Annotated in this window: 13 protein-coding genes; 8 read left to right on the top strand and 5 right to left on the bottom strand. The window is 68.1% G+C overall.

Translation table 11 applies throughout. The features are described 5' to 3' along the window. Nucleotides 1-5: 5 nt before the first annotated feature. The gene (locus tag AC1DK4_RS10870; RefSeq protein WP_441614237.1) at nucleotides 6-1,292 is read right to left on the bottom strand and encodes a hydroxymethylglutaryl-CoA reductase, degradative; all 1,287 of its coding nucleotides are present in this window, start codon (nucleotides 1,290-1,292) and stop codon (nucleotides 6-8) included. Nucleotides 1,293-1,425: 133 nt separating this feature from the next. Between AC1DK4_RS10870 and AC1DK4_RS10865 the strand changes: the two genes are divergently transcribed. Beyond that, on the top strand, nucleotides 1,426-2,829 hold the full coding sequence (locus AC1DK4_RS10865; protein WP_441649859.1) for an aminotransferase-like domain-containing protein: 1,404 nt from the start codon (nucleotides 1,426-1,428) through the stop codon (nucleotides 2,827-2,829). Between the two features lie 44 nt (nucleotides 2,830-2,873). Here the strand turns inward: AC1DK4_RS10865 and AC1DK4_RS10860 are convergent, their stop codons facing one another. After that, nucleotides 2,874-3,254: a VOC family protein gene (locus AC1DK4_RS10860; RefSeq protein WP_441614239.1), complete on the bottom strand. Its 381-nt coding sequence runs from the start codon at nucleotides 3,252-3,254 to the stop codon at nucleotides 2,874-2,876. Between the two features lie 248 nt (nucleotides 3,255-3,502). Here AC1DK4_RS10860 and AC1DK4_RS10855 point away from each other — a divergent pair, with 248 nt between their 5' ends. Next, nucleotides 3,503-4,501, top strand: a complete 999-nt coding sequence (locus AC1DK4_RS10855) for an NAD(P)H-quinone oxidoreductase (protein ID WP_441614240.1) — start codon at nucleotides 3,503-3,505, stop codon at nucleotides 4,499-4,501. A gap of 190 nt (nucleotides 4,502-4,691) precedes the next feature. On the opposite strand, the gene AC1DK4_RS10850 is transcribed toward AC1DK4_RS10855, so the two are convergent. The 3 genes from AC1DK4_RS10850 to AC1DK4_RS10840 form a co-directional block, all read right to left on the bottom strand. Continuing rightward, nucleotides 4,692-5,597, bottom strand: coding sequence for a LysR substrate-binding domain-containing protein (locus tag AC1DK4_RS10850; RefSeq protein ID WP_441614241.1), 906 nt, complete (start codon nucleotides 5,595-5,597; stop codon nucleotides 4,692-4,694). A gap of 341 nt (nucleotides 5,598-5,938) precedes the next feature. Continuing rightward, nucleotides 5,939-6,619, bottom strand: coding sequence for a GntR family transcriptional regulator (locus tag AC1DK4_RS10845; protein WP_441614242.1), 681 nt, complete (start codon nucleotides 6,617-6,619; stop codon nucleotides 5,939-5,941). Nucleotides 6,620-6,686: 67 nt separating this feature from the next. Next, a complete protein-coding gene (locus tag AC1DK4_RS10840; RefSeq protein WP_441614243.1) occupies nucleotides 6,687-7,550 on the bottom strand; it encodes a shikimate dehydrogenase family protein in 864 nt (287 codons plus the stop codon). A gap of 221 nt (nucleotides 7,551-7,771) precedes the next feature. Between AC1DK4_RS10840 and AC1DK4_RS10835 the strand changes: the two genes are divergently transcribed. From AC1DK4_RS10835 to AC1DK4_RS10810, 6 genes are all read left to right on the top strand, one after another. Then, complete coding sequence (locus tag AC1DK4_RS10835; RefSeq protein ID WP_441614244.1) at nucleotides 7,772-8,866, top strand: iron-containing alcohol dehydrogenase; 1,095 nt, start codon at nucleotides 7,772-7,774, stop codon at nucleotides 8,864-8,866. A gap of 12 nt (nucleotides 8,867-8,878) precedes the next feature. After that, nucleotides 8,879-10,333, top strand: coding sequence for an NAD-dependent succinate-semialdehyde dehydrogenase (locus tag AC1DK4_RS10830; protein ID WP_441614245.1), 1,455 nt, complete (start codon nucleotides 8,879-8,881; stop codon nucleotides 10,331-10,333). A gap of 82 nt (nucleotides 10,334-10,415) precedes the next feature. Next, complete coding sequence (locus tag AC1DK4_RS10825) at nucleotides 10,416-11,306, top strand: transketolase (RefSeq protein WP_441643233.1); 891 nt, start codon at nucleotides 10,416-10,418, stop codon at nucleotides 11,304-11,306. A gap of 1 nt (nucleotide 11,307) precedes the next feature. Continuing rightward, nucleotides 11,308-12,288, top strand: coding sequence for a transketolase family protein (locus AC1DK4_RS10820; protein WP_441614247.1), 981 nt, complete (start codon nucleotides 11,308-11,310; stop codon nucleotides 12,286-12,288). A 101-nt stretch (nucleotides 12,289-12,389) separates the two neighbouring features. After that, nucleotides 12,390-13,655: an ABC transporter substrate-binding protein gene (locus AC1DK4_RS10815; protein ID WP_441614248.1), complete on the top strand. Its 1,266-nt coding sequence runs from the start codon at nucleotides 12,390-12,392 to the stop codon at nucleotides 13,653-13,655. Between the two features lie 93 nt (nucleotides 13,656-13,748). Continuing rightward, complete coding sequence (locus tag AC1DK4_RS10810; protein WP_441614249.1) at nucleotides 13,749-14,633, top strand: branched-chain amino acid ABC transporter permease; 885 nt, start codon at nucleotides 13,749-13,751, stop codon at nucleotides 14,631-14,633. Nucleotides 14,634-14,636: the final 3 nt, after the last annotated feature.

The following is a 14,636-nucleotide window of genomic DNA, read 5'->3' as shown; positions in this document are numbered from 1 at the left end:
CGCGCTTACCTGCCCCTCAGTTCGGCCAGCAGCGCGACGGCCCGGTCGGTGCGCACGTCTTTTTCGTCGGCCATCCGCTTGGCGATGCTGTCTGCCTCCGCGCCGACCGCGCCCGCCACCAGCGCGATATTGCGTGCGTGCAGGGCCATGTGGCCGCGCTGGATGCCTTCGGTGGCGAGCGCCCGCAGCGCGCCGAGATTTTGCGCCAGGCCCACCGCGACGGCGGTCTCGCCCAGTTCCTGGGCTGAGCGCGCGCCAAGGATCTTCAGGGCCAGGCGCGCGAGGGGATGCGTCCTGGTGGCGCCGCCGACCAGTCCCACCGGCATCGGCATCTCGATCGTGCCGACCAGGGCGCCGGCCGTGTCTTTCTCCCAGTGCGTCAGGGACGTGTAGCGGCCGCCGCGGCAGGCGTAGGCATGGGCGCCGGCCTCGACCGCGCGCCAGTCGTTGCCGGTGGCCACGATCACGGGATCGATGCCGTTCATGATCCCCTTGTTGTGCGTGGCGGCCCGGTAGGGGTCGATGGCGGCGAAGGTGCAGGCGTCGATCACGCCTTCGATGATCTCGGCGCCGCTGCGCTCCTTCGTGGCGAGCACCTCTGGCGTCAGCCGCACCCGGCCGCGCGCCAGCCGGAGGTCGGCCAGGTTGGAGAGGATGCGCAGCCGCACGGAGCCGCCCGTGATCGTCTCCACCAGCGGCGATACGGCTTCGGCCATGGTATTCACGGTATTGGCGCCCATGGCGTCGCGCACGTCCACGATCAGGTGCATCACGATCATCGCGCCCCGCGGGGTGTCGGGGAAGACGTGGACCTCGATGTCCTTGCAGCCGCCGCCGAGGCCGATCAGCACCTTGTCGCGGCTGTTGGCCACTTCGAGGATCGCGTCCCGATGCCTGAGCAGTGCCTGCCGGGCGCCGTAGGGATCGGTGATGCCGAGGACCTGCACCTGCGCCCGCATGAGCGGACCGGTGCTGGAAGTCTCGAAGCCGCCGCATTCGCGGGCGAGCTTTGCCATGTAGGACGCCGCGGCAATCACCGACGGCTCTTCCACCGCCATCGGCACCAGCACGTCCCGGCCGTTGATGCGGAAATAGCCGGCCACGCCGAAGGGCAGCTCGAACGTGCCGATCACGTTTTCGATCATGCCGTCGGCCCGCTCGGCGCCAAGGGCGCCTGCCTCGGCGACCAGCCGGATTTCGTCGTCGGTCAGGGCGGCGGCCCCCCCAATATATTGCAGGCGCTGCGCCGGCGTCATGGCGCGAAAGTTGGGCAGGCGGGAATCGGTCACCATCGGTGTCTCCGTGAGTGGTATAGGAATGGAGACAGTCTAGGTGTACTGTACCAGTGCAAAAAGGTACAGTTTGGCGGGACAGTTGTCGCCACCCAGATATCGAATCGCCGACCGGAATGTGGAGTACAAGCCCGTGACCAAGCCCAGATCGCCATCGATCGCCACCACGCTGGCGGATTCCATCGAACGCCAGATCGTCGAAGGCGCCTACCGCGTCGGCGACAAGCTGCCCTCGCTGCGGGAGCTGGCGCAACTGCACCGCTACAGCAAGAACACAGTGGTTGCCGCGTTCGAGATCCTGGTCGGGCGCGCGCTGGTCGAGCCGCGGCGCGGTGCCGGCTACTTCGTGCTCGACAGGCCGGTGAAGGCGCGGCAGGACGAAGAGGCCGGCTCGTTCCGGCGCGCGCTGGACATCGTGTGGCTGATGCGCGAGCAATTGAAGAGCAGTCCCGACGTGCTGGCGGTCGGGGACGGATTCCCGCCGGTGGCGTGGCTGTCGGAGGCGCGGCTGGACAAGTACCACCACAAGGTCGTGCGCACGGGGCTGGGGGCGCTGTTCCGGTACGGCAACCGTTTCGGGTACGGTCCGCTGCGCGACCATCTGGTGCGCAAGCTGGGCGACCTGGGCATCGGCGCCGACCCCCGGCAGATCGTGCTGACGCATGGCGCCAATGACGCGATCGACCTGGTGATCCGCTACTTCCTGCCGGCGGGCGCCACCGTCCTGGTCGACGATCCCGGCTACTATCCCTTGTTCGGCAAGCTCAAGCTGGCCGGCGCCAGGATCATCGGCGTGCCGCGCCTTGCCGATGGCCCCGACCTCGAGGCCCTGGAGCAACTGCTGGTCCAGGAGCGGCCGCGCCTGTTCTTCACCCAGTCCGTGGCGCACAACCCGACCGGATCGGACCTCTCGGCCGCCAAGGCCTACCGCGTGCTGCAGCTCGCGCAGCGGTTCAACCTCCTGCTGGTGGAAGACGACGCGCTGGCGGACTTCAAGCCAACCACGCTGCCCCGCCTGGCGGCACTGGACCAGCTGGAGCGGACAATCTATATCGGCAGCTTCTCGAAGTCCTTCTCCGCGGCGCTGCGCGTGGGCTTCATTGCCTGCGGCGCCGACCTGGCCAGCGATCTTGCCGATCTCAAGGCGCTGATCCACGTGAGCAGCTCGGAGTATTGCGAGCGCACCGTCGACGTGATCCTGAGCGAAGGCCACTACCAGCGCTACATCACCAGGCTGAGATCCCGCCTGGCCGAAGCTACCGCCAGGGCCCTGTCCTTGTTCGACAGGCTGGATGCGCGCATCTTCGCGCGGACCGAGCAGAGCCTGTACCTCTGGGGTGCATTGCCGCAGGTGGACGACTCGCTGGTCCTGGCCGAGCAGCTTCTCGCGCAGAAGGTCATGATCGCCCCCGGGCGCGTCTTCCGCGTCGACTCCGAAGCCACCTCGCCGTGGTCACGCTTCAATGTCGGCGCCGTGCTGGACCCGAGGTTCGAAGCGGCGGTACGTGGCACGCTGGGCCGCTCGCGCGGCGCGTGACCGGCGCGCCCGGGCACGCTGCGCGGCGGGCAGCGCTGGCCGCGTCAGGGCTGCTGTTCTCGCGGATCGAAATCCAGTTCGATCCGCGCGCCGTTGGGATCGTGCAGGAATAGTTGCCAGATGCCGGAGCCGGCCTGCCGCCCGAGGCTGAACGGAATATCCAGCCGCCGCAGATGATTCACGAAGTGGGGGAGGTCGGTCGCACTGAATGCCATGTGGTCGAGCACCCCGGCCGCGGGCTTGGGCATCGTATCGGTGACGACAAGATGAACGATGGGAGCGCCGCCGGCGTACAGCCACGCCCCGGGGAAGGCAAACGGCGGGCGCGCGCCGGTCTCGAAGCCCAGCACCTCGCGATAGAAGCTGACGCTGTCTTCGAGCGCGGACGTCAGCACGGTGAAATGGTTCATCCCGGCAATCGGCATGCCTTGCTCCTTTGGCGGAAGCGGTCCGCTCCCTGATTGATACGGCGTGGGGAAGTCCCAGTCTAGGCGTTCCCGCAAGCGCGGCGCAAGCACGCCGCACGCCGAAGTATCATGCATGATATATTCTGTTCGCGTCAATGTCCGGGCGTGAAGCGGGGCCGCGCCTGGCTCGCAGCGGCAGGGATATCCGGCGTTGACGCGTCTCGCGCACCACCAACAAAGAACGCCGTAAGGCAAAGGACGTCTCGATGAAGTACATCAGCCATGGCCCCGGAACCGGGGCGGATACCTTAGTGTTGAAGCAAGCCGATGCCCCGCGGCCGGCCGCCCGTGAAGTCCTGATCCGGGTTGCGTTTGCCGGGGTCAACCGGCCCGACGTGCTGCAGCGGCTTGGTCTCTACAACCCGCCGCCGTCGGCATGTCCTTACCTGGGCCTCGAGGTCTCGGGCACGGTAGTGCAGGTTGGCGAAGCGGTGACGAAATGGAAGGTCGGCGACAAGGTCTGCGCCCTGACCCATGGCGGCGGATACGCCGAGTTCTGCGCGGCCGACGAGCGGCATTGCCTGCCGGTGCCCGCGGGGCTGACGCTGCAGCAGGCCGCGGCGCTGCCCGAGAACTACATCACGGTCTGGGCCAACCTGTTCGCCGGCAAGCTGGTCTCGGCCGGCAAGTCCATCCTGATTCACGGCGGCAGCAGCGGCATCGGCATCACCGCCATCCAGCTTGCCCGCGAGGTTGGCGCCGACGTCGCGGTGACCGCCGGCAACGCGCAGAAGCTGGCGATCTGCCGGCAGCACGGCGCGTCGCACCTGATCAATTATCGCGAGCAGGACTTCAACGACGTCGTGGCCGAGGTGACCGGTGGCCGGGGTGTCGACGTGGTCCTGGACATGGTCGGCGGGCGCTATATCGAGAAGAACCTGCGTGCGCTGGCGCTGGACGGCGCGCTGGTCCAGATCGCATTCCTGGAGGGCAGCCGGGTGGAGATCGACCTGCTGCCGGTCATGCTGAAGCGGCTCAACATGACCGGCTCCACGCTGCGGGCGCGCACGCCTGAGAACAAGGCCGAACTGATCGAGGGCCTGCGCAGCGCGTTCTGGCCGGTGCTGGAGCAGGGCCGGTGCCTGCCGCTTATCCACGCCATCATGCCGCTTGCCGACGCGGGCAAGGCGCACGCGCTGATGGAGTCGAGCACGCACGCCGGCAAGATCCTGCTCGAAGTGAGCCAGGCGGGCGGTCAGGACTGAGGCTGGCCGCAGGCGCGCCGGGCCGTCCCGCCGGCGCGCCTTGCGCCGCGCAGGCGACCGGCGCGCGCCGTACGTCGTGACAGACGGCGAACTGATCACCGGGCAGGACCCGGCGTCGGCCCTGGCCGTCGCCGCCGCGCTGATGGACCGGCTGAAGTAGGCCGGCGCATTTCCGCGGGCATGGCCGCGGTCACGCGCGGCCGGACACGGAATCGCCGAGCTGCGCGCCGACGTAGTCGAGGAACGCCGTGATGCGCGAGGAGAGCAGGGTGTTGCGGTAGTAGACCGCATGGATGGGCTGTCGAACCTCCACGGTGTCCTGCATCAGTACCTGGACCAGGTCTCCCCGCGACCGGCTGGCCTGGGTCATAAAGTCGGCCAGGCAGGCAATGCCCTCCCCGGCGAGGGCCAGCTTGAGCAAGGTCTCGCCGCTGGATGCGCGCACGCTGGGTTCGATGCGCAGGGCCTCGCCGAGTTCGTGTCGCAATGGCCACTGGTTCAGCGTGTCGGGCTGGGTAAAGCCAAGCAGGCTGTGGCCCTGGAGCGCCGCCACCTCGCGCGGCGTGCCGCGTGCCTTGAGGTACGCGGGGCTTGCCACCAGCCGCAGGCGGCTATTGCACAGGGGGCGCGCGTGCAGGGTCGAATCGCGCAGCATGCCGATGCGGATGGCGACGTCCGTGCGCTGCTCCAGCAGGTCGATGATGTGCTCGCTGGTGTGCAGGTCCAGTTCGATCTCCGGGTAGCGCGCGCGGAAGCCGCCGATCAGGGGCACGATCACATGATGCATGAACGGCGTTGCCGCGTTGATCCGCAGCTTCCCGGCCGGTGTGCGGCGCTGCGTCGCCATCTGGTCCTCGGCGGACTCGACGGCCTCCAGTATCCGCCGCGCGTGGGCCAGGAACGTCCCGCCTTCTTCGGTCAGCTCCAGCCGGCGCGTGGTACGCCGCAAGAGCGTGGTTTCCAGTTTCTCTTCGAGCCGTGTAAGCGAGCGGCTGACCGCGGAGACGGTCTGCTGCAGTTGCTCGGCGGCCGCGGTGATGGAGCCTGTATCCACCACGATGGTGAAGGTGAGGAGTTCGTCCAGGGTGGTCTTCATGGCTGCGGTCTTGCCCAGGCGGCTGATGATATTGGCGGATGGCCGACATGCCCGGCGCAATTGGCGCGGGGCGGGGTCTGCCGCCGCAAGCCGGAGGGCTTGCGCGGCTGGAGTATCGCGCCTCCCCGCGTGCGGGAAAAACCCGTCCGGAGTCAGAAGATATTTGCCTGGAGGGCAACAATGGCGGCCGGCCCGGCCAAGGGCGGCCAATCGGGATCAGCGCGTGGCTGCGGGCGGGGACGGGTTTGCGTCTTCCGGCGATGCCCTGCCGTGCAACCGGTTCACCACCTGGGTAGCGGGGGACGAGAAATCGGGCGCACGGGCGTGCGCGCCCCGGGAGATCAGACAGGCTCTTCTTCGCGCGATGCCATCCATTCGAGCAGAACGGTCTTGCCCCACTGGATATCGTCCCGAATGGCCGCCGAGGCAGTCTTGGCGTCGCGCCTGGCGAGGCCGTCGAGCACGCGGTAGTGCGGATGCTCCTCGAGGCTCTCGCGGCTGGCCTGCAGTTCCGTATGGAAGATATGCAGCAGGGGACCCATCCGCACCCACATGCTCTCGACGACCGCGAACAGGTTCGGCAGGTGGGCCGCGGCAAGCAGCTCGAAGTGGAACTTGCGGTTCTGGCTCGCCGCTTCGCGCGGGCTGGTCGACACGGCCTTGATAAAGGCTTCGTGCGTCTTGCGCAGGCGGGCGATCTCTTGCGGGGTGATGCGCAGCGCGGCGGCCTCCGCGGCGGCGCCTTCGAGCAGCGTGCGCATCAGCTGGATCTCCGAGACCGTGCCGGGGTCGAGCTCGGGCACGGTGATCGAGGTTGCCGCGGTCATCTCCAGGGCCTGCTCGCTCACCAGCCTGAAGATCGCCTCGCGCACGGGGGTGGTGCTCGTTCCCAGCGACTGTGCCAGTTCCGCCACGCGCAATCGCTCGCCCGGCACGTACTTGCCGCTCATCAATGCGGACCGAATCTGGTCGTAGACGCGTGACGACAGATTGCTCTTCTCCACGCGCGCGAGTTCTTTCATGACAGCTTGCCTCGGTAAGGAATGTTCAGGAACACATCATATATGATATGCAACGCCGGCCCGCCCGTCATCCCGCGCCACGTTCCCCGCTTCCCACGCTTTCCTCGCCTGCCGGCATGCCCAGCAGGTAATCCACCAGCAGGTCGATCTGCGCCGTCACCATGTGCTCGCCGAGATGGATGCGGCACCCGCGCGCCTTCGCCGCGAGCAGCAAGCGCGTCTGTGCCGGCTGCATGATGACTTCGGCCACGATGCTGTGCGCTCCCAGCGTGGCAGGATCGAGCGGCAGGGGATCGTCGGGCTTGAGGCCGAGCGAGGTGCCGTTGACGACCAGATCCCATTGGCCGGCCGGGCTCGCCGCGGAGGCGACGGGCGCGCCGGGCCGCTTCGCCTTCAGTTGCGCCACCAGGCTGTCGGCCTTGTCGCGCGAGCGGTTGACGATGGTCAGTTGCGCGACGCCTGCATCGAGCAAGGCGGCGGCAACCGCGGTGGCGGCGCCGCCCGCGCCCAGCAGCAGCGCTCGCTTGCCCGCCGCATCGATCCCCTCCGCGCGCATGCCCGCGACGAAGCCCACGCCGTCGAACATCCTGCCGACGAAGCGGCCATCGGGCGTGCGCCGCGCCACATTGCACACGCCCAGGTCCGCGGCGACGCCTTCGAGTTCATCGCAGAGCCGGGCCATCTGTTGCTTGTGCGGCACCGTGACGATCACGCCGGCCAGGTTCTCCACCTGGCGCAGGCCCGCCAGCGCGCCGGGCAGTTGCTCTGGCGAGATCTGCCATGGCACGAGCACCGCGTTCAGCCCCAGGGCGGCGGCGCGTGCATTGAAGAAGGCAGGCGTGCGCACGTGGTGCGTGGGGTAGGCGAGGATGACGACGACCCGCGTGCGGCCGTCGATCGGCGTCACGGGGGGCTTGGTTGTTTCCGGCATGGTGCGGTGCTCCTGAAGAATCGAAAAAGGCTGTGAAGGCAGGGTTGCGGTGACGGCGGCGGAAAAAAGCTTCTTGCCACGCGTCGATAATGATGTAGCATATATCCTATATCATGTATTTGGAAGGGCGCGGCACCGATCGGATCGGCCGGGCGGCGCCCTCCGGCACACAGCAGCAGGCCGGCACCTGGCAGGCCGGCGCTATCCAAGGAGGAGAGAACGTGCAAGCGGTATTTGGCTCGCCCGGACGTTACGTCCAGGGCGTGGGAGCGTTGGATTTGCTGGGCGCGCATGTGGCCCGGCTCGGCGGCGACGCCGTGCTGGTCGCGGACCGCTGGGTGATGGAAATGATCGGCGAGCGGGTCGGGCGGCAATGCAGTGCCGCCGCGGTGGCGCTGCGCCGCGTCAGCTTCGACCAGGGACTGACCCCGCAACTGGTCGCCCGCCTGGTGGACGAACTCGGCGCCAGCGCGCCGGCGGTGGTCATTGCCGCCGGCGGCGGGCGCGGCATCGACGCGGGCAAGGCGCTGGCGGATCACTACCGGGTGCCGGTGGTCACGGTGCCGACCGTTGCCTCCAACGATGCCCCGACCAGCAAGAACTACGTCCTGTACGACGAGCATCACCGCCTGCTGGCGGTCAGGCATCTGCCCTACAGCCCGGCCTGCGTCATCGCCGACACCGCGCTGATCTCGCAGGCCCCGGCAGCGATGCTGCTGGCGGGCATCGGCGACGCCATCTCCAAATCGTTCGAGGCGGCGCAATGCGCGGCCGCGCCACAGGGCGTGAACATGTTCGGCACCCGGCCCCTGCTGTCGGCCGCGGCGCTTGCGCGCGAATGCCACCGCGTGCTGATGGCCGATGCGCAGGCCGCGCTGGCGGTTGCCGGCACGGGCAGGCCGGATGCCGCGTTCGAGCGGGTAGTGGAGGCCACCATCCTGATGTCCGGCCTGGGTTTCGAGAGCGGCGGCCTGTCGATCGCGCACGCCCTGACGCGCGGGCTCTCCACGCTGCGCCAGGCGCAGCGGGCCCCGCACGGGCTGCAGGTGGCATATGGCCTGCTGGTCCAGCTGGAGCTGGAGCGGCGCCAGGACGACGCGCGCGCGGAGGTCGAGGCGCTCTATCGCCGTATCGGCTTGCCCCTGCGCCTGGCGGATCTCGGGCTGACCGACGCCTCGCGCGAGGAACTCGAATCCGCCGCCGCGCTGTCGCTTGCCGCCCCGCACATGAAGAATTTCTCGCGCGAGCTGGACGCAGCCGCCATCGCGGATGCGATGCGGCAGGTGGATGCGCGCGCTGTACAGACCCCACGATAAGCCGGAGACAACATGAATCTGAAGGACGCCGCATTGATGCGCACGCATGCGTACATCGATGGCGAATGGGCCCAGGCCGACGATGGCGCACGGTTCCCCGTGACCAATCCCGCGAACGGCGCGCGCATTGCCGAAGTGCCCGACATGGGCGAGGCGGAAACGCTGCGCGCGATCGCCGCCGCCGAGCGCGCGCAGGTGGCCTGGCGCGCCACCACCGCAAAGCACCGGGCCGACTGCCTGCGCCGCTGGTACGACCTGATCCGTTTGCACCAGGCGGATCTCGCTGCCTTGATGACCGCGGAGCAGGGCAAGCCGCTGGCCGAAGCCGAGGGGGAAGTCGTCTATGGCGCCTCCTTCGTCGAGTGGTTCGCGGAAGAAGCCACGCGCACCTACGGGGAGCTGATCCCGGCGCCGGCCGGCGACCGCCGGCTGATCGTGATCAAGCAGCCGGTGGGTGTGGTCGCCGCGCTCACGCCCTGGAATTTCCCGGTGGCCATGGCCACGCGGAAAGTGGCGCCGGCCCTGGCGGCAGGCTGCACGGTGGTGCTCAAGCCTGCTTCCGAGACACCGCTGTGCGCGCTGGCGCTGGCCGAGCTCGCCCGCCGCGCCGGCGTGCCGCCCGGGGTATTCAACGTCGTGACGAGCGCGCGGGCCGCGGTGGTCGGCGCGGTGCTGGCGCGCAGCCCCGTGGTGCGCAAGCTCTCCTTTACCGGCTCCACGCGCGTCGGCCGGCTGCTGATGGAACAGTCCGCCGCCAATATCAAGAAGCTGTCGCTCGAGCTAGGCGGCAACGCGCCGTTCATCGTCTTCGAAGATGCCGACCTCGACGCCGCGGTGCGGGGCGCGATGGTCTCCAAGTACCGCAACGCGGGGCAGACCTGCGTCTGCGCCAACCGTATGTTCGTGCATGCCGCCGTCTACGACGAGTTCGCGCGCCGCCTGGGCGAAGCCGTGGCGGCGCTGAAGGTCGGCGACGGCAGCGAGCCCGGCATCACCGTGGGGCCGCTCATCAACGCGCGCGCCGCCGGCCGCGTGCACGCCATGGTGGAAGACGCGGCCGCCCGGGGTGCCCGGATACTGGCTGGCGGCAAGCGCCCGGATGCGGGCAGCGCATTCTATGCGCCCACCATAGTCGGCGACGTCACGCCGGCGATGGAGCTCGGGCGCGAAGAGATCTTCGGGCCGGTGGCGCCGCTGCTGCGCTTCGAATCCGACGAGCAGGTGGTGCGGATGGCCAACGACACGCCGTTCGGCCTCGCCGGCTATTTCTACACACGCGACCTGAGCCGCGTGTGGCGCGTCGCCGAGGCGCTGGAATGCGGCATGGTCGGCATCAACGAAGGCTTGATTTCCACCGCGGTCGCCCCCTTCGGCGGCGTGAAGGAATCCGGCCTGGGCAGGGAAGGCGCCCGGCAGGGTATCGAAGACTACCTGGAACCCAAGTACATGTGCATGGGCGGTATTTAAGAGGAGCGTAAGCGATGCATTTTCTTTATCTTTCACAAGAATGCATGATATATCGTGCATCAAAGACAGCCGGAGACGACAGATGAACCACGCCATTGCGCCAGCCAAGCCGGCCGCCACCGAGAGCGCGTTCGCTCCGGGCGCCGGACAGATCGCGCTGCTCAAGGAGCGCGCGACCTTCGTGCGCCTCGAAACCATCAGGCTGATCGAGATCGCCAAGACCGGCCATTACACCTCGGTGTTCTCCGCGGCCGAAACGTTCGCGGCGCTTTACTACGACGTGATGAAGCTGCGCCGGGGCGAACCCGGCTGGCCGATGCGGGACCGCTTCCTGATGGGCAAGGGACACGCCGCGGTGGGCCTGTTCCCGATCCTTGCCGACCTGGATTTCTTCCCCAAGGCCTGGCTCGACGAGTACACGCGGCTGGGCAGCCCGCTGGGCGACCACCCCGACATGCGCAAGGTGCCGGGCATCGATTTCAGCTCGGGCTCGATCGGGCACGCGCTTTCGGCGGGCCTGGGCATGGCGCTGGCCGGACGGCACGCCGGGCTCGACTTCACCACCTTCGTGATGCTGGGCGACGGTGAAATGCAGGAAGGGCAGGTGTGGGAGGCGGCGATGTCCGCCGCGCACCACCGCGCCAACCGCCTGGTCGCCATCGTCGACCGCAACGGCTACCAGCTCGACGGGGCGGTGGACGAGGTGATGGGCATCGAGCCGCTCGACGCCAAGTGGCGCGCGTTCGGCTGGGAAGTCCACGTGGTGGATGGCCATGACGTGGCCGCCCTGACCGCCTTGCTGCGCCAGGTGCGCGCCGATGACGGCCGCACCACGCCGGTGTGCGTGATCGCCAGGACGGTCAAGGGCAAGGGCGTCTCCTACATGGAGACCGAACCCGGATGGCACCTTGGCTATCTGGCTCCCGACGACGCGCGGCGCGCCGTCGAAGAAATTCTCGCAAAGGATCGATAGCATGAACCAGCCACTTTCCAAGGACTCCTGGCAGTACCGGGGCCTGAACGCCATCACGCCCGGCCTCAGCTACCTATCCGACGGCCTGACCGACCTGGTCGAAGCCGGCGCGCCGGTGCTCGCCGGCTCGGCCGACCTGCAATATTCGAACGGGCTGGCCCGCTTCGCGCAGCGCTTCCCCGAGCGCTATATCCAGTTCGGCATCTCCGAGCAGAACATGGTGACCGCGGCGGCGGGCATGGCCAGCGTCGGCTACACGCCGTTCGTCGCGACCTTTGCATCCTTCCTCGCGCTGCTGTGCTGCGAGCAGATCCGCATGGACGTGGCCTATTCGGGCCTGCCGGTCCGCCTGATCGGCCACCACGCCGGTATCTCGCTGGGCTTCTATGGCACGTCGCACCACGCCACCGAAGACCTGGCCATCATGCGCTCGATTGCCGACCTGACCGTAGTGGCGCCTGCGGACGGTCCGCAACTGCGCGCCGCCATCAAGGCCTCGGCCGGCCACGCGCAGCCGATCTACTTCCGCATCGGCCGGGGGCGCGAGCCGCAGGTCTATGAGGACGGCATTGCGTTCGAGTTCGGCAAGGCCATCGAGCACCTCCAGGGCGAGGAGCTCACGCTGATCGCCACCGGCTCGAGCGTGCATCCCGCGCTGGAGGCCGCCAGGCGGCTCAACGCCGCGGGGCACTCGGTCGGGATGATCGACATGGCGACGGTCAAGCCGCTCGACCGCGATGCCGTCATGCGCGCTGCCGCGCGTTCGCGCGTGCTGATGACAGTGGAAGAGCACAACGTGCTCGGCGGCCTCGGCGGCGCGGTGGCGGAAGTCCTGGCCGATGCCGGCGCGGGGGTGCGCCTGGTGCGCCACGGCATCCTCGACGAGTACAGCCTGATCGCACCGCCGACGCATCTCTACGCGCACTACAAGCTCGATGCGAATGGCGTCGAGCAGCTGGCGCGGCAAGTCATCGCGTCATAGGCGGACCCGGCGGCGGCGGACACGGCACCGGCCTGTCCGCCGCGTCGCAGGCATCCGCCTTTGCCAGAACAAGACAGAGTCGATTCGACACAGGAGACAATATGCGTACCCTTATTTCAAGAACCCGGCGCGGGTTCCTGCTGGCGGCTGGCATGGGCGCCGCGCTGGCATGCGCCACGGCCCTTGCCCAGGTCAGGGAAGTGCCGATCGGATTCGTGCTGCCGCTGTCGGGCGGCGCCGCCACCATCGGCAACCAGACCAAGCTGGGCGCGGAGATCGCCGCGGAGCAGATCAACCAGGCGGGCGGCATCCGCTCGCTCGGGGGCGCCAGGCTCAAGCTGATCTTCGCCGACAGCCAGTCGAAGCCCGACGTGGGCGTGGCGGAAACCGAGCGCCTGATCCAGCGCGAGAACGTTCCCCTGATCGTGGGCGCCTACAACAGCGCGGTGACTTTCCCGGCATCCGAGGTCGCGGAGCGCTACAAGGTGTCCTGGCTGGTGACCGGCGCGGTCAAGGACGAGATCACCGAGCGCGGCTTCAAGTACGTATTCCGCCCGAACAACAAGGCCATCTACGACGCGCGCGAGCAGATCGACGCACTGGACCTGCTCAAGAAGGAGACCGGCAACGGGCCCAGGACGATCGGCCTCTTCTACGAAGGCACCGACTGGGGACGCTCGCATGCGGCCAATATCAAGAAGCTGGCCAAGGAGCGCGGCTATGCGATCTCGCTCGATGAATCGTACCCGCCCAACCAGACCGACCTGTCCGCGCAGTTGCTGAAGATCCGCAGCGCGAAGCCGGATGCCCTGATCGTGGTGGCCTATACGCCGGATCACATCCTCTTCACGCGCCAGCTTGCCGAAAGCCGGCTCTATATCCCGTACGGCGTGCACTCGGTGGGCGGCGGTTCGGAAGACCCGAACTTCTATAAGGCGGTGTCGCCCAAGGCCGTCGAGTACATGTTCGTGCAGGATGACTTCCAGGTCGACATCATGCGGGCCGCCAAGGACCCCGTGCTCATCGCCGCGGATGCCAGGTTCAAGGCGGCACTGGGCTACGGCATGAACTCGTATGGCGCCCAGGGCGTGTCCAACGTGTACATCGTCAAGGATGCGCTGGAGCGTGCCGCCTCCGTCGACCGGGAGAAGGTGCGCAATGCGCTCGCGGCCACCGACATCGCCAGCGGGCCGGCGCTTGTCACGGGCTACCAGCGCATCAAGTTCGACGCCCAGGGCCAGAACACCTTTGCCCATGGCGTGATCTCGCAGAACCTGAACGGCGAGCGTCGCACCATCTGGCCGGCGGACAACCGGCTCGCGGGCGTCAAGCCGGTGTGGCCGCTGCCGGCACCCGGCGCGCGCTGAGCCCCCCGCGCAGTCGCACGGTCCGGCGCGGGCGCCGGACCGTCACATCCCGCACGGCGGCCGCGGCCGGCCGTGCCCAATCGAGGTAGGTATATGGACCCAATCATTCTGGCTTACGCCGTCGTCAACGGCGTACTGCTCGGCGGGATCTACGGAGGTATCGCGCTGGGCCTGAGTCTCATCTTCGGTGTGCTGAGGGTGATCAACTTCGCGCACGGCTCCTTCCTGATGCTCGCCATGTATCTCAGTTACCTGATCTGGTCGGTGTTCGGCATCCATCCGTATGCCACGGCCTTGCTGACGGTGCCGCTGCTGTTCCTGCTCGGCTATTTCACCCAGGCCGTCGTCATCGCGCCGCTGTTCCGGCGCGAGACCACCATGGTGGTCGAGCCGCTTGGCGCGCTGTTGCTCACCACCGGCGTCTTCCTTGTCATCGACAACGCAATCCTGATGGGTTTCGGCCCGGATGTGCGCACCGTGACCTCCGATGTGCTGAGCGGCTCGATCGACATCGGCGGCCTGCCCGTGAACGTGCCGCGCCTCATCGCGTGCGCGGCCGCGGTTGCCGTTTCCGCCGGCCTGGCCTACTGGCTGCGTTTCACCGACACCGGCCGGAAGATCCGCGCCACCGCGCAGAACCGCGAGGCGGCGGCGCTGTCGGGCATCAACGTAGGCCGCATCTACAACGTGACCTTCGGCATCGGCGCCGGCATCCTCGGCTTGTTCGGCGCGCTGCTGGTGCCCTTCCTTTCCGTCTCGCCCACCACCGGCCTGGGCTTCGGCATCAAGTCCTTCCTGGTGGTGGTGCTGGGCGGCATCGGCTCGATTCCGGGCTCCCTGCTCGGCGGGCTGGTGCTGGGAGTGTTCGAATCGTTCTCTTCGCAGTTCGTGACCGCCACGTCCGCGTCGGTCTTCTCGTTCTGCCTGTTCATCATTGTCCTGCTGGTCCGGCCGAACGGCCTGCTAGGCCGCAAATGAGGG

This window comes from Cupriavidus sp. 05N38 (genome assembly GCF_056397345.1).
This window is presented reverse-complemented; position numbering and strand designations above follow the sequence as displayed.

Excerpts from the sequence above, each read along its gene's own strand:
- AC1DK4_RS10870 (WP_441614237.1), bottom strand. The coding sequence starts at position 1,292 with ATGGTGACCGATTCCCGCCTGCCCAACTTTCGCGCCATGACGCCGGCG.
- AC1DK4_RS10860 (WP_441614239.1), bottom strand. The coding sequence starts at position 3,254 with ATGCCGATTGCCGGGATGAACCATTTCACCGTGCTGACGTCCGCGCTC.
- AC1DK4_RS10855 (WP_441614240.1), top strand. The coding sequence starts at position 3,503 with ATGAAGTACATCAGCCATGGCCCCGGAACCGGGGCGGATACCTTAGTG.
- AC1DK4_RS10850 (WP_441614241.1), bottom strand. The coding sequence starts at position 5,597 with ATGAAGACCACCCTGGACGAACTCCTCACCTTCACCATCGTGGTGGAT.
- AC1DK4_RS10845 (WP_441614242.1), bottom strand. The coding sequence starts at position 6,619 with ATGAAAGAACTCGCGCGCGTGGAGAAGAGCAATCTGTCGTCACGCGTC.
- AC1DK4_RS10840 (WP_441614243.1), bottom strand. The coding sequence starts at position 7,550 with ATGCCGGAAACAACCAAGCCCCCCGTGACGCCGATCGACGGCCGCACG.
- AC1DK4_RS10830 (WP_441614245.1), top strand. The coding sequence starts at position 8,879 with ATGAATCTGAAGGACGCCGCATTGATGCGCACGCATGCGTACATCGAT.
- AC1DK4_RS10825 (WP_441643233.1), top strand. The coding sequence starts at position 10,416 with ATGAACCACGCCATTGCGCCAGCCAAGCCGGCCGCCACCGAGAGCGCG.
- AC1DK4_RS10820 (WP_441614247.1), top strand. The coding sequence starts at position 11,308 with ATGAACCAGCCACTTTCCAAGGACTCCTGGCAGTACCGGGGCCTGAAC.
- AC1DK4_RS10815 (WP_441614248.1), top strand. The coding sequence starts at position 12,390 with ATGCGTACCCTTATTTCAAGAACCCGGCGCGGGTTCCTGCTGGCGGCT.
- AC1DK4_RS10810 (WP_441614249.1), top strand. The coding sequence starts at position 13,749 with ATGGACCCAATCATTCTGGCTTACGCCGTCGTCAACGGCGTACTGCTC.